Annotated in this window: 16 protein-coding genes and 1 tRNA gene; 10 read left to right on the forward strand and 7 right to left on the reverse strand. The window is 59.7% G+C overall.

Annotation, left to right across the window (positions count from 1 at the left end):
- Nucleotides 1–125: 125 nt before the first annotated feature.
- From NW822_RS08755 to NW822_RS08770, 4 genes are all read right to left on the reverse strand, one after another.
- Nucleotides 126–560: an FxLYD domain-containing protein gene (locus NW822_RS08755; protein WP_414361160.1), complete on the reverse strand. Its 435-nt coding sequence runs from the start codon at nt 558–560 to the stop codon at nt 126–128.
- Between the two features lie 31 nt (nt 561–591).
- Nucleotides 592–1,200, reverse strand: a complete 609-nt coding sequence (locus tag NW822_RS08760) for a 5-formyltetrahydrofolate cyclo-ligase (protein WP_414404186.1) — start codon at nt 1,198–1,200, stop codon at nt 592–594.
- 84 nt (nt 1,201–1,284) lie between these two features.
- Nucleotides 1,285–1,758: an FKBP-type peptidyl-prolyl cis-trans isomerase gene (locus tag NW822_RS08765; protein ID WP_414361164.1), complete on the reverse strand. Its 474-nt coding sequence runs from the start codon at nt 1,756–1,758 to the stop codon at nt 1,285–1,287.
- Nucleotides 1,759–1,804: 46 nt separating this feature from the next.
- Nucleotides 1,805–2,404, reverse strand: coding sequence for a hypothetical protein (locus tag NW822_RS08770; protein ID WP_414404187.1), 600 nt, complete (start codon nt 2,402–2,404; stop codon nt 1,805–1,807).
- 126 nt (nt 2,405–2,530) lie between these two features.
- On the opposite strand from NW822_RS08770, the gene cobJ reads away from it, so the two are divergent.
- The 4 genes from cobJ to NW822_RS08790 all read left to right on the forward strand — a co-directional run bounded on the left by cobJ (nt 2,531) and on the right by NW822_RS08790 (nt 6,585).
- A complete protein-coding gene (gene cobJ, locus NW822_RS08775) occupies nt 2,531–4,381 on the forward strand; it encodes a precorrin-3B C(17)-methyltransferase (protein WP_414404188.1) in 1,851 nt (616 codons plus the stop codon).
- A 151-nt stretch (nt 4,382–4,532) separates the two neighbouring features.
- Nucleotides 4,533–4,604, forward strand: a tRNA-Cys gene (locus tag NW822_RS08780).
- A gap of 30 nt (nt 4,605–4,634) precedes the next feature.
- Complete coding sequence (locus NW822_RS08785; protein WP_414361169.1) at nt 4,635–5,795, forward strand: pyridoxal-phosphate-dependent aminotransferase family protein; 1,161 nt, start codon at nt 4,635–4,637, stop codon at nt 5,793–5,795.
- Between the two features lie 154 nt (nt 5,796–5,949).
- Nucleotides 5,950–6,585 carry a PHP domain-containing protein gene (locus NW822_RS08790; RefSeq protein ID WP_414404189.1) on the forward strand — a complete coding sequence of 212 codons (636 nt, stop codon included), beginning with the start codon at nt 5,950–5,952 and terminating at the stop codon, nt 6,583–6,585.
- Between the two features lie 18 nt (nt 6,586–6,603).
- Here the strand turns inward: NW822_RS08790 and NW822_RS08795 are convergent, their stop codons facing one another.
- A complete protein-coding gene (locus NW822_RS08795; RefSeq protein ID WP_414404190.1) occupies nt 6,604–7,653 on the reverse strand; it encodes a potassium channel family protein in 1,050 nt (349 codons plus the stop codon).
- A gap of 74 nt (nt 7,654–7,727) precedes the next feature.
- On the opposite strand from NW822_RS08795, the gene NW822_RS08800 reads away from it, so the two are divergent.
- Nucleotides 7,728–7,940 (forward strand): DUF2997 domain-containing protein, encoded by a 213-nt coding sequence (locus tag NW822_RS08800; RefSeq protein ID WP_414404191.1) that lies wholly within the window; start codon nt 7,728–7,730, stop codon nt 7,938–7,940.
- Between the two features lie 40 nt (nt 7,941–7,980).
- Here the strand turns inward: NW822_RS08800 and NW822_RS08805 are convergent, their stop codons facing one another.
- Nucleotides 7,981–8,211 carry a hypothetical protein gene (locus NW822_RS08805; protein WP_414361176.1) on the reverse strand — a complete coding sequence of 77 codons (231 nt, stop codon included), beginning with the start codon at nt 8,209–8,211 and terminating at the stop codon, nt 7,981–7,983.
- Nucleotides 8,212–8,390: 179 nt separating this feature from the next.
- On the reverse strand, nt 8,391–8,801 hold the full coding sequence (gene petE / locus NW822_RS08810; protein WP_414404192.1) for a plastocyanin: 411 nt from the start codon (nt 8,799–8,801) through the stop codon (nt 8,391–8,393).
- Nucleotides 8,802–9,737: 936 nt separating this feature from the next.
- Between petE and NW822_RS08815 the strand changes: the two genes are divergently transcribed.
- From NW822_RS08815 to NW822_RS08835, 5 genes are all read left to right on the forward strand, one after another.
- On the forward strand, nt 9,738–10,142 hold the full coding sequence (locus NW822_RS08815; protein ID WP_414404193.1) for a hypothetical protein: 405 nt from the start codon (nt 9,738–9,740) through the stop codon (nt 10,140–10,142).
- Between the two features lie 75 nt (nt 10,143–10,217).
- Nucleotides 10,218–10,436, forward strand: coding sequence for an NAD(P)H-quinone oxidoreductase subunit O (gene ndhO / locus NW822_RS08820; protein ID WP_414361182.1), 219 nt, complete (start codon nt 10,218–10,220; stop codon nt 10,434–10,436).
- Between the two features lie 13 nt (nt 10,437–10,449).
- On the forward strand, nt 10,450–11,277 hold the full coding sequence (locus NW822_RS08825; RefSeq protein ID WP_414404194.1) for a cell division protein FtsQ/DivIB: 828 nt from the start codon (nt 10,450–10,452) through the stop codon (nt 11,275–11,277).
- A 2-nt stretch (nt 11,278–11,279) separates the two neighbouring features.
- The gene (locus NW822_RS08830) at nt 11,280–12,020 is read left to right on the forward strand and encodes an energy-coupling factor ABC transporter ATP-binding protein (RefSeq protein ID WP_414404195.1); all 741 of its coding nucleotides are present in this window, start codon (nt 11,280–11,282) and stop codon (nt 12,018–12,020) included.
- A gap of 509 nt (nt 12,021–12,529) precedes the next feature.
- Nucleotides 12,530–12,838: a carbon dioxide-concentrating mechanism protein CcmK gene (locus NW822_RS08835; protein ID WP_414361187.1), complete on the forward strand. Its 309-nt coding sequence runs from the start codon at nt 12,530–12,532 to the stop codon at nt 12,836–12,838.
- The last annotated feature ends 55 nt before the right edge of the window (nt 12,839–12,893 follow it).

The raw sequence follows: 12,893 nt of genomic DNA on the forward strand, positions 1-12,893 counted from the left end.
ATGCTTCAGCTCTACTTCAGAGACCCGGTACACGGGATCTATGAAGCAACTGGGGCAGAGGAAGAGACAAAAATCTCGCCGTCAAGCGGATGGGGAAACCCCACCCGCCTGCGCGGTGGGGTAGTTCATCGGCGCACGGTGCCGCTGAAGCCGCTGGCCTTGAATTGCTCTAGGGTTAAGGGTAGGGCGCTGGTCACGGGCACCGAGATACGAATGGAGAAGGGGCTTTCGCCAGGAGGAACCTCTTCAATTGCCCCCAGGCGGGTGCGCTCCGGCAAAACCTCGTTGCCGTTGGCATCGTAAAGGCGACCAAAGACATCTGCATTCAGCACGGTATTTTTGGAGCGGTTGACCACCGTGCCTTCAATAAACAGGCACCTGGCCGGTATGGGGTTGCCGTTGCTGGTGACCAGGTTGGTGTACTCAGGGGTATCGGGACAGGGGGTGACGTGGAGATCCTTTAGTTTCAGCGGGATCATCCCAAAGCCCCCTAGGAGCAGCGCTAGGACCACCCAAGCCAGACTCCAAGCAAGGGAAGAAAACCTTTGGGTCAGACTCATTCCTTTTCCTCCAAGGCCTAGGCCTACCCCCTTAGTCTAGGGGATTCCTTGCCGGGTAAAACCCCTCCTCGGTCTGGATCCCGTCCAGGCGCTGATCCCAGGGATCCTGGGGGAGGGGCTGCTCCAGCAGACAGGCCTGCGGGACAATGCCCCACTTGGGCAGGCCGGGGTCTGGCAAGGAGGCCAAAAAGCGGTCGTAATAGCCGCCGCCATAGCCCAGGCGCCCGCCCCAGCGATCGCAGGCTAGGGCAGGCACGAGGATCAAATCCGCCTCGCTAGGGTCGATAACTTCGCTCTCGGGAGAGGGCTCCAGCAACCCCCAGCGATTGGGAACGAGCTCGGCCGGGTGGTAGCGATGCCACCGCAACTGCCGCTGGGGCAGGCAGCGAGGGATCCCCCAGCGTTTCTCTGGCAGCGCAGCAAATAGGGATCCCAAGTCCACCTCAGAGCCGAAGGCCACGTAGGCCAAGATGGTTTTGGCCGCCAAAAGCTGGGGGTGAGAGGCCAGATGAGCCACTATCTTCTGGTTGATTAGGGAGCGATCTAGCCCCTGCCGCAGTTGGCGGAAGTGCTGGCGCAGGCGGGCTTTTTCTGCACTAGGAGCTTCGGGGGGAAAATTGGGCCGCACAGACGGAGACAAGTTTGTAGCAGAGTTCCCACAGGGCCCTGCCATCTTACCCCACGCCCCTTGATGGGGCTACCCAGCCTAGCTTGGGTCCCGAGTCTATTGGATGGCTAGGAGCTCCACCTCAAAGTCCAAGGTGGCATTGGGAGGGATCACGCCACCAGCACCGCGGCTGCCGTAGGCCAACTCCGGCGGGATACGCAAGTACCGCTTACCCCCCACTCGCATCGTGGCTAGCCCTTCTTCCCAGCCGCGGATTACCTGCCCTACCCCATAGGTAAAGGTGAAAGGTTGGTTGCGCTTGTAGGAGCTGTCGAAGACCGTACCGTCTTGAAGTCTGCCCACGTAGTTCACCACCACCTTCTGCCCTGGCTGCGGGGAAGGGCCTGTGCCTTCCACAATGTCGTAGTACTGCAGCCCGGACTCAGTGGTGATGAACTCCTTGGCTGGGGACTGCACGGTAACTGCCGGATTGTCCTTGGCCCGCGACAGAGCCATGGCTGGCAGCTCACCCCACGCCCACAGACAGAGCAAAGCCAAGCCCAGGAGCAGTAGCCGTTGTGTTGCTTTCATTCGTGTTTCCTCGACTGTTGCTGCTTTGCAGGTTGGCGGAATTGCCTCAACTCTTCAGCTCGGCAAATTCAATAATTTGGCCTTGCGGATCCCGCACCCAGAAGACGAGGGGTTTCTCGGAGCGGACGCTGTTGCGGATCCCTTGTTTGTTAATCCGCCGCAGGAGGGCCTTCAGGGCCTCCCGCTCGTAGCTGGTGTGGCGATAGCGCACGCCGCTGCTGCGGCCTACTGCTGTTGCCGCTCCGTAGGTAGGTACAGAGGGGATCCTGGAGGGACTGCCGTAGGGGACGGAGGCCGGGTAGGGATCGGTAGAGCCAGGGATCACGTGCAGCTGCACGCTGTCGGAAAGCTGGTACCAGAGACCGGCGGTATCGAGGGTTTTCGAGGCAGGTTGGCCCTTGGCCTCAGGGCGAGAGCTAAGGCCAATATCTCCCGGGAAATAGATGGAGCCCAGGCTAGAGCTGACGACGCTCTGCTCGTAGCCGTAGTAGTACTGTAGCGGCAGCTCTGCCTCCGGCAGCTTCAACACCTTTTCGTAAAACCCCCTTGCTTGCTCTAGATCGGGCACGATAATGGTGTAAACCCGCGGCGCGCCGCTCAAAAACGTCCACATGGCCCCGCCATAGGCCGATAGCAGCAAAAACATTAGCCCCTTGGTCGAAAGCAAAGCTTCTAGAGGAATTAGGGGCAAGAGCAGTCCAAGAGGGCCCAACATCGGCACTGTCTGTGGGTGGTTCTATAGTCCAGTATAGGACCCTCACCCTCCCAGCGGATGAAGTTTGCCCTGTTTGCTCCCACCCCCCGCGGTCGCCAGTTGGCCCAGGTTTTGCTCTCGCTGCTGCCGGGGGAGTGGGTGTGTTGGAGCAAAGCCAACCCTCAGGGAGAGCCTCTGCCTCCGCCCTGGCAAGACTATGGGGAACTGGGCTCCCTGGCGGCAGCGGTGGCCCAGAACTGGCCGCAGGTGCAGGCCTGTATCTTTGTCCTGCCAGTTGGGTCGGTGGTGCGGCTCATTGCCCCCCTCTTGCAAGACAAATACCGGGATCCGGCGGTGGTGGTGGTGGATGAGGCGGGCCGCTGGGCCCTCAGCCTCTGTGGCGGGCATGTGGGGGGAGCTGAGGCGCTGGCGCGGCAAGTGGCGGCTGCTTTGGGGGCCGAGCCCATCCTCACCTCTGCCTCAGAAGGACTGGGGATCCCGCCTTTGGATGGGCTGGGGGATCCCTACGGTTGGCAGCGGGGCACCGGCGATTGGAACGGAGTGGCAGCCGCTCTGGCGCGGGGAGAGCCGGTGGCCGTTGAGCAAACCTGTGGCACACAGCTTTGGCGCCAGGCCTGGCCCCCAGATCACCCCCTTTTCACCACCCCTCCTGAGCAGGCGGTGGCCCAGGTCCGGATTGGCGAGTATACAACACCCTGCCCCCCCATCCCCACCGTCCACTGGCACCCGCGGGTGCTGTGGGTAGGGGTGGGCTGCGAGCGGGGCACCAGTCGCGCCTGGCTGGAGAGATCCCTGCGCCGCCTGCTGCAGGCTCAGGGGCTAGCTTTCGAAGCCATTGCCGGCTTGGCCACGCTGGAGCTGAAACGGGAGGAAGTGGGACTCTTGGAGCTAGCCCAGGCCTACGGCTGGCCTATCCAGTTCTTCTCTGCCGAAGCCCTGGCCGGGATCCCAATTCCCCACCCTTCGGAGGCGGTGCGGCAGGCGGTGGGCACCCCTTCGGTGGCAGAGGCGGCTGCTCTTTTGGCTGCCCAGCGCTGGTCGGGGGAGGACAAGCTAGCCCAGGAGGGGGCCACCCTCCTCTGCCCCAAGCAGGTCTTTGCCTCAGAGACTGAGGGAGCGTGTACCCTGGCCATTGCCCGCGCTGCTCAGGAGTATTCCCCTCGCGCCGGGCACCTGTGGCTGATTGGCACCGGCCCTGGGGATCCCGCTCAATTGACCTTGGCTGCCCGCCTGGCTCTGGCCCAAGCCGACGTGGTGATTGGCTACCAGCTCTATCTGGACTTGGTGGCACCCCTCCTGCACCCCGGCCAAATTCGGGAGGCCTTCCCCCTCACCCAGGAGGTGCAGCGGGCGCAGCGGGCCATTGCCCTGGCCCAGCAGGGGCTGCAGGTGGCAGTAATCTCTTCGGGAGATGCCGGGATCTACGGCATGGCCGGGCTGGTGCTGGAGTACTTGGCCCGCAGCGGCTGGGATGGGAGCTGCCCCTCTCTGGAGGTGCTGCCAGGGATCTCCGCCCTTCAGGCTGCCGCCGCCCGCCTGGGGGCGCCCCTGATGCAGGATTTTTGCGCCATTTCCCTCTCCGATCGCCTTACCCCCTGGCCGGCCATCGAGAAGCGGTTGCAGGCGGCGGCGGCCGCTGACTTTGTAGTGGCCCTCTACAATCCCCGCTCGCGGCAGCGGCTGGATCCCTTCCTCAAAGCCCTGCAGATCTTTTTGGCCGCCCGTCCCCCCCACACCCCGGTGGCGGTGGCCCGCAACCTCTACCGTCCCGGCGAGGTCCTCCACCTCACCACGCTAGGGGAGTTGGATCCTGAGCAGGTGGACATGTTTACCCTAGTGCTCATTGGCAACTCCCAGACCTTCCGCTACAGCAGGTGGCTGATCACCCCCCGCGGCTACTGCTTGTAACTGACTAGGCTGGGGGTCTGCGCAGCCACCCTCAGCCCCCGCGGCAAAGACGACCTGCGGGGGAAAAGCCGACCCAAGCCCTACCACGCCCCCAGCACCTGGCAGCAGGATCCCATTTTCGGGTAGAATACATAGCCTGATTAAGGGATAGGGTGGCGTAGCCAAGTGGTAAGGCAGAGGTCTGCAAAACCTCTATGCGCCAGTTCGAATCTGGCCGCCACCTCTCAAACCTGACCTCCCTGGCGGGACACGCATGAAAGACAAGTTGATGTTGATGATCCCTGGCCCCACTCCGGTTCCCGAGAGTGCGCTGCTGGCCATGGCGCGGGGGCCTATCGAGCACCGCAGCAAAGAGTTCACCGCCATTTTGGAAGAGGTGACGGAGGGGCTGCGCTGGCTGCACCAGACCACCTCCGATGTGTTTGTCTTTGCCTCCAGCGGCACCGGGGCCATGGAAGCCGGGATCCTCAACACCCTTAGCCCAGGGGAACGGGTTTTGGTGGGGGTCAACGGCAAGTTTGGCGAGCGCTGGGCCGAGATGTCGGAGCAGTTTGGCCTGCAGTGCGAGCGGATAGAAACCCCCTGGGGGGTGCCCTATCCCGTCGAAGTCTTCCAAGAAAAGCTGGCTGCTGACCGCGAAAAGACCATCAAGGCGGTCATCCTTACCCATTCCGAAACCTCTAGCGGCGTGGCCAACGATGTGCAGGCTATTGCAGCTGCCGCCCGTGAGCATGGGGAAGCGCTGGTGATTGTGGATGCGGTCACCAGTTTGGGGGCGATGCCAGTGCCTATGGACGAGTGGGGCTTGGATGTGGTGGCCTCTGGATCCCAGAAGGGCTACATGATCCCGCCGGGGCTGGGGTTTGTGGCCGTCAGCCCGCGGGCCATGGCTGCTGCTGAGCGCTCTCGCTTTCCTAAGTACTACTGGAGCTTTAAGCTGGCCCAAAAAGCCCTGCGCCAGGGCACCACTCCCTTTACCCCGGCAGTGAACTTGTTTTACGCCTTGCAAGTTACCCTGCGCCTGATGCGGGCCGAAGGGTTGGAAGCCATCTACCGCCGCCACGCCCGCTTGGCCCAGGCCACCCGCGCCGGTGTCAAGGCGCTGGGGCTAAAGCTTTTGGTCAACCCAGAGTCGGCGGCCAGTCCTTCGGTAACAGCCGTGCTGGCTCCCGAAGGGATCAACGCCGACACCCTCCGCAGTACCCTCAAGAAGCACTTCGACATTGCCCTGGCTGCCGGCCAAGACCACCTCAAGGGCAAGATCTTCCGCATCGGCCACCTAGGCTTTGTAAGCGACCGCGACATTCTCACCACGCTGGCTGCTCTGGAGTCCACCCTGCACACCCTGGGCTACAGTGACTTCTCTCCTGGAGCAGCCCTCAAGGCCGCCGAAGAGATCTTGGCCAACCCCTAGGCAGCGGTAGCTGCCACCCCAGCTAAAACCCGGCTAGAATAGGTGGACATGCTTAACAAAACATAAAGCTTCGGAGCTTAGCTGCTCTGGAGCGGGGCCTATTCGAGAGGCAAGGGTAGCCATGCCGGTTGGTTTGCAAGGGAGTCCCTGGAGGGTGGCTTCTTTAGGGGAGCTGCGGCGGGTGCTGCAAGGGATCGGTCCCCTTTCTTGTCCCTTGCAGTACAACTTTCACCTGCACACCCGCTGTTCGGATGGGCAAATGGATCCCGTGGAACTGGCGGAGCAGGCGCGCCGACATGGCCTCAGGGGCCTAGCCATCACCGATCACCACACCCTGAAGGGCTACGAACAGGCCCGCGCCCACCTGGATCGCCCCGAGGATCCCATTCTGTGGTCGGGGATCGAGATTACAGCCAACCTGCTGGGCTGCGAGGTGCACATTCTTGGCTACGGGTTTGACCCCGCTGCTGCCGTTTTGGCTCCCTACATCCAAGGCAAGCAAGTTCCCGGCCTGGCTGCCGCTGAGGCCATTGGGGCCATTCAAGCGGCAGGGGGGTTGGCAGTGTTGGCCCATCCCTTCCGCTATTGGCTACCTGCGGAAGTCATTGTCCCCGCCGCAGCGGCTCTAGGAATCGACGGCCTTGAGGTCTACTACGCCTACAAAAATCCGGAACCTTGGGCTCCCAGCCCAGAAGAGACGGCGACGGGGGAAAAGTTGGCCGAGACCTACGGACTCTTAAAAACCTGTGGCACCGATTCCCACGGTCCCAGCATCCTCAGGCGCATTTAGCCAGCCTGTCCAGCTCAGCTAGGGGCGAGGATAGAGCAACTGACCCAGGCGGCGCAACTGCTCAGCCGTGCCCATACACAGCAGCAGATCCCCCGGTAGCAACAAGGTGTCCCCGCTGGGGCCGCCAATTAACTGGCCATCTGCCCGCCGAATCGCCACCACCAAAGCGCCAGATCGGGCCCGCAGATTGGCCTTCCCCAAGGTCTGGCCAACGTAGGGGCATTCTTCAGCCGCCAGCTCGTACTCCTCTAGATAAAAGGTGCGATCTCGACCGGAGAGGATCCCATCTACAAAGTCCACCACACGGGGACGCAAGGCAGCCGCTGCCATCCGTTTCCCACCCGTAATGTAGGGGGAAATGGCGTGGGTGACACCTGCCCGCTGCAGCTTTTGCAAAGCCTCTTCCGTGTTGGCGCGGGCAATGGTGCGGATGCGGGGGTTCAGGGTGCGGGCCGACAGCACTACATAGAGGTTTTCGGCATCGGTGGAGAGGGCGGCAATCAACCCCTCAGCCTGCTGTACCCGCGCCGCCAGCAAGGTGGCGTCCAGGGTGCTATCCCCCTGGAGAGCCACATATCCCAACTCTCGTGCCACCTGAATCGCCTCGGCGGATTGATCGATCACTAAGAACGGCACCCCCTCTGCCTGAAACTCTTGGGCCACCTGCCGCCCAATCCGCCCAAAACCGCAGACGATGTAGTGGTTGTTCAGCGCTTCCATCTGTTTCTTCCACTTTCGCTGCCGGATCCCTTCCTCGAAATGTCCCTCGATCAGGGCATCGGTGAAGCGATTGACCATGAACCCGATGCTCAGAACCCCCATCAGGATCAAGGCCACTGTAAACAAACGCCCCCGATCCCCCAGCGGCCTCACCTCCATGAAGCCGACCGTGGTTAGAGTGATGACGCTCATGTAAAAGGCTTCCACCCAAGGCCACTGCTCCACCCCGTGGTACCAGAGGGTACCGATCAAGACAACGCCTAGCAGTGCCCCCACTCCCAATTGCAGATCGCGGCGGATGCCGGGATCCCTTCTGCCAGCTTGCAAGGGGGGACGCGCCGAAGCCATAGAGCCCAGCCCCTCTAGCCGAGGAAAAAGCAGGAATACAATAGGGAGGAGAAAAGGAGTTGTTGAGCAGGCAGATGCCCGAGTACCTCAAGATTGAGTATCGGATTGACAAAAGCGGACAGGTAACGGAGACCGTGCTAAACGGCAGCGGCTCAAGTTGTACCCTAGCGACTGCAGAGCTGGAAGCAGCTCTTGGAAGAGTGCAAAAACGGGAACTCTTGCCGGAGTTCCACCCGGCAGCAGAAGCAGCCGAGGAATCCCAGGTTTCGCTACAGCAAACCTGCTAATTTCCTCCCCTTAGCCAAGGTTTTCCCCTCTACCTGCTCCTCATTTTCTCTTCTTGCCCCCCTTGCCGGCGGCGTTAGCAGCTCGCGCCGCCTCAACTGCGGCCTGGAACAGCCAAACGGCCAAGGGAGCGGCAACGATCAAGATGATACTGGTGGGGCCGACACCAAAGTCTGGCTCACCAGACGCCAACTCGAAGATTGAGCCCACAGCGGCAATGGCGCTGACGCAAGAAACTGCCAGGAGAAGGTAGCCTTTAACAGGGGTGGTCATGGGAAACTCGTTGGGGGACTACAGGTATGGGCTAGCGCCTGTCTAGCCTAAGCCCAGGCTAGCTAGGCATCTCTTTGCAAAAAAGCCCTCTCACTTTTGAGAGAGCTAGCTTTTTCTATACTATGGCCAGGGATCCCCCCCAGCAAGCAGAAGGTGGGATCCCTTGCTTAGGGTCTGACTCACCCCTTGACAATAATCTTGCCAACCATGCCGGCTCCCCGGTGGGGCGTGCAGTAGTAGGTGTACTCACCCGGCGGGACATCGACAAAGGCCGTCTCCACCACTTGGTTGGGAGCGGTGAGCAGGGCCTTGTGGGAGAGCTTAGCTGCCAGGGCTGCATCACCACCCGGTACTTTGTCAAAAACGACGTTGTGGGGATAGACCTTGTTGTTAACCCACCGAACTGTATCCCCTTGCTTGATAGTCAGCGTGGGGGGATCGTAAACGAGTTGGGCCTTATCCGAGCCCATCTTAACCGTGTAGGTTTCAGCAGCAGCAGGGTTGGACAGGAAAGCCACCGCAGCCACCCCAACCGCAAGAGCAAGGAGAATGGTCTGCAGACGCTTCGCTAGGTTAAAAATGAACAACATGGATTCCTCTCAAAACGCAATGGCCGTCGCCCCCGCCTCTGCGGCTGGGCCACCCCTTTCCAGAGTGTCAAGGAAAGGCACCCGGCCAGGCGGCAGTAGGGGCACTCAACTCTACTTAAGATTCTAAGGTGGAACAGCAACACCTACTAGGGCCAGGGGCTGTTTCAGACAGCAGAGCCGCAGGAAGGAACCAGGCTACGGGATTGCCTTGAGTCTTTCTCTTGCCGCAAGTTGCTGACTATTCCTGAAACAAAATCCGTAGGGTTACCGATGCGGGAGAGGGGTAGGTCATCCTAGCCTCTATGCAAAGAACGATGCAGTGTTTCTTTTGCTGTTCTTCGATTGCTTTTTAGGTTGTGTGTAAGATACTAGCTCGTTCGAACTGGGATCTGGCTTAAGATGAATGTGCGGTACTCGTCCATCGCCGGGATCTTAGAATCGCTGGAACAAAGGCAAAACATTCAAATCTTGGCCCGCTGCATTGGCACAGCCTTGAATTTAGGCAGCCCGCTCAAGATTACAGTACGCTTTCGGAGGCCCAGGGATAACGTCCGCTTCTCAACTCCTGCCAGGTAAGGCTCGCAGCGGCTTTTTAGCCTGGTGAGGTGGGGATCTAGGAGCGCTGATCCCAAAGCCAGTCCTGAGGCAAGCCAATACCTTCAGACCGGTGTAGTCGAAACCATTTTTGAGCAAGTCTATCGGCCAGCTATTCGGATCCCTGAACTTGTCGAGGGATCCTGGGGAGGTTCTCGCTGGCCTCTGCTGCCTGTGGAAGCCTTCCAAACAGTTGGCCAAGAAGACTGCTCTGGAGGGAGGGAGCATGTTATCTTGAGTTAGCTTAACATGATTCCATAGCCGAGCTCAGCCGTTACCCTATCTAAGCGCGGCTGGCTGAATTCCCGGCTCAACTTTCCTCGTACTGCAAGCAAAACGACAATGGTAGGCATTCTCCGGCGCCTTTTCGGCTCGCCTGGCCAAGCAGATTCCAATCCCGTCTCAGAGAAGGTCGCTCAGCCGGCCAAAAAGCAAGGCAAGCAAGACAACACCTTCTTCCTCCCCCCCGATGAGGCCAAGACCCTTGGCAACATCGAATACATGCGCACCCCTAAGCTCGTGAAGCATACTTTCAAAGACTTTGGCTCTGGCAGCAAGATAGAGGTGGTGGAGGAGGTTTCTTCCTTGAGCAAGGTTAAGCTAGAAAAACAAACCAAGGCTGCTGAACCTGTGGCTGAGCAGAGCTCCCCCACCTCAGATGGCAGCAGCGGAGCAGGCTCACGCCGCCAAGGAGGATCCGACCTAGAGAAGTTCCGCGAGATGGCCCGCAGCTTACGGAAAAAGTAGGCTGGTTGCAAGGGAGTCTTGGGAAGGGATCAGCTTGCGGACTTAACCCGCCAATCAGGACTAGAGGAAAAGCCAATGGCGATCAAGCGAGGCACCCTGGTAAGAGCTATCCGTGAGAAACTGCAAGGCAGCTTGGAAGCTCAGGCCAGTGATCCGATGATCCCCAACTACGTCTTTGAAACTGCTGGGGAAGTAGTGGACATTAGGGGGGACTACGTCCAGATTAAGTTTGGAGCTGTCCCCACTCCCCCAATTTGGCTGCGGGCGGATCAGGTTGAGGAGATTGCAAGCTAAAGGGGAGCAGGAGATGCTCCACCTTGCCACGCACGAACAACTTCTGCAGCGCAGGCGACTTTTGCGTCAGCAACGGCGCAGTCGCTTTTGGCAGGGGTCCTGGCGCTTGGCTATCTCAGTAGGCGTTCTGACGCTGCTGGTGTTGGGCCTGCGGCAGCCCTACTGGCAGATTCGCCGGCCCGAGCAAATTCAGGTAAGGGGCAGCTACTGGGTGGATCCCGACTGGATACGGGAGCAATTGCCTCTGACCTATCCCGTGAATATCTGGCAGGTGCAGCCGACTGTCTTGGAAAAAGCCTTGCTGGGATCTCCCAGCCGCCCTTCTCCTTTTGAAAGCGTCCAGGTGCAGCGGCGGTTGCTGCCGGTGGGGGTTATTGTCCAAGTGCGGGAACGGCGGCCGATTGCTCGGGCTCGTCAAGGCGGCCAGGCAGGGTGGGTGGATCTGCAGGGCAACTGGCTGCCGCCGGATCCCTACCGTTTCCTCCAGTCTAGGTCTTTGCCTAAGTTGGAGCTGCTGGGCTGGGAAAACCATCCACCGGAGCAATGGGCGCTACTGCTCAAAGCCCTGCAACCTTCTGAATTTCAAATCAGGGCAGTGGATTGGCACTCCGGAGGAGGGATTACCCTGCACACCGAGCTGGGCAATGTTTATCTGGGGCCGCTTTCTGACCGCCTGCCCCTGCAAATTCAAACCCTCAACCAAATGCGGGATCTGCTCCGCTACTGCGAGTGTAGGCCTGAGGAAATTCTCCGGATTGATCTAACCAGCCCCAGTGTGCCCACCTTGCAGCTTACCCCTGCTGCCCTGCAGAGGCGCTGGAAGGATTTGGAGCTGCGCTAGGGATGACTCCAGAGCTGGCGGTAGAAGTTCACCAGTTGTGGGTTGCCTACCCTGGTTGCCCGCCGGTTCTGCAAGGGCTGGATCTAAGAGTTGAAGTTGGCCAGCGTGTAGGGGTTATTGGCCCCAACGGTGCTGGCAAAACTACCCTGTTCCTTGCCCTTGCTGGTCTCTTGCCCCCCTGGGCCGGTCAGATTACGTTGTTGGGTCAGCCGCTGCAGCCCGGCCAGTTTCGGCCTGAGGTGGGGCTGGTGTTTCAGGATCCCGCTGACCAACTGTTTGCCCCCTCCGTGGCCGAAGATGTAGCCTTTGGACTGCGCAATCTCGGCCTGCCTGAAGCGGAGATTACGGCCGCTGTGCAGGCAGCCCTGCAAAGGACCGGCACCTTGCATCTAGCCAATCGCCCACCTCACCACCTTTCCGATGGCGAAAAGCGCTTAGTTGCCCTCGCTGGAGTCCTGGCGATGCAGCCCCAGCTGGTGCTCTACGACGAGCCAACTGCCGGCCTGGATCTGCGATCACGACGACGGCTCATTGCCTTTTTGCAGCAAGCAGGCCACACCTTTCTGCTGGCCTCCCACGATCTGGAGCTCATTCTTGAGGTGTGCAATTGGGTGATCCTCCTGGATCAAGGCCGTATCTGGGCTCAGGGATCCCCAAGGCAGTTGCTAGGCCAAGCCGGCCTCTTGGAAGCCCATGGCTTGGAGGTACCCTCATCGCTGCGCTGTCAAGGAAGGGGTAGCTGAGCTGGGAGCTTTAGGGAAAGGAGATGTCAGGAACTATTTGTGAACGGTTAACAACAGTCATGCTTTCTTAATAAAAACTATCACTCTAATTAAAAATGTTGATTTTTATTCAGGACGATTGGGGATATCATTCTGCTTAGGTTGGGGATCCTCGCTCTGAGTCATCTCAGCCAAATTTTCTGTATGATTGTTTTAGCGTTGAGCTCAGAGTTAGCAGCTTTGCCCTCCTAAACGATGGCTGCAGTGAAACCGCAATGGCTTCTAGTGGCTCGTTCCCACCTTGTCTGAGGTCTGCTGCTAGGCAGGTCTTTCTCAGGCAGGAAGGGAAAGAGAAGCGCCTAAGGGAGTCAGGGTTGGTTTTACTGAAAGAGCTATCAGTTGAAGCTAGGGCAGAGGATCTTCCCTAAGCCGATAAGGTTGCAAGATCCCGGCAGCAAGCTAAAGGCAGCGACTGCTAGGTTGATCTTCACGGTGTTCAAGAACTAGGTGTTCAAGAGGGGAGAGTTGATATGCCTATTGCAGTTGGAATGATTGAAACGCGGGGGTTTCCAGCAGTAGTGGAAGCAGCTGACGCCATGGTGAAAGCGGCGCGTGTCACCCTGGTGGGCTACGAAAAAATTGGCAGCGGGCGTGTCACCGTGATTGTGCGGGGCGACGTCTCGGAGGTGCAGGCCTCGGTAGCTGCCGGCTTGGAGTCTGCCAAGCGGGTCAGTGGGGGTGAGGTTCTCTCCCACCACATCATTGCTCGGCCCCATGAAAACCTGGAGTACGTGCTGCCCATTCGCTACACCGAAGCAGTGGAGCAGTTTCGCACCTAGGCCGCAAGCTGGAAGAGTTCCAGCCCCCCCCTAAACCCATCTCAGTGTAAGGAGT

Origin of the sequence: Synechococcus sp. H70.2 (assembly GCF_047462275.1) — a bacterium.
Classification (GTDB): domain Bacteria; phylum Cyanobacteriota; class Cyanobacteriia; order Thermostichales; family Thermostichaceae; genus Thermostichus.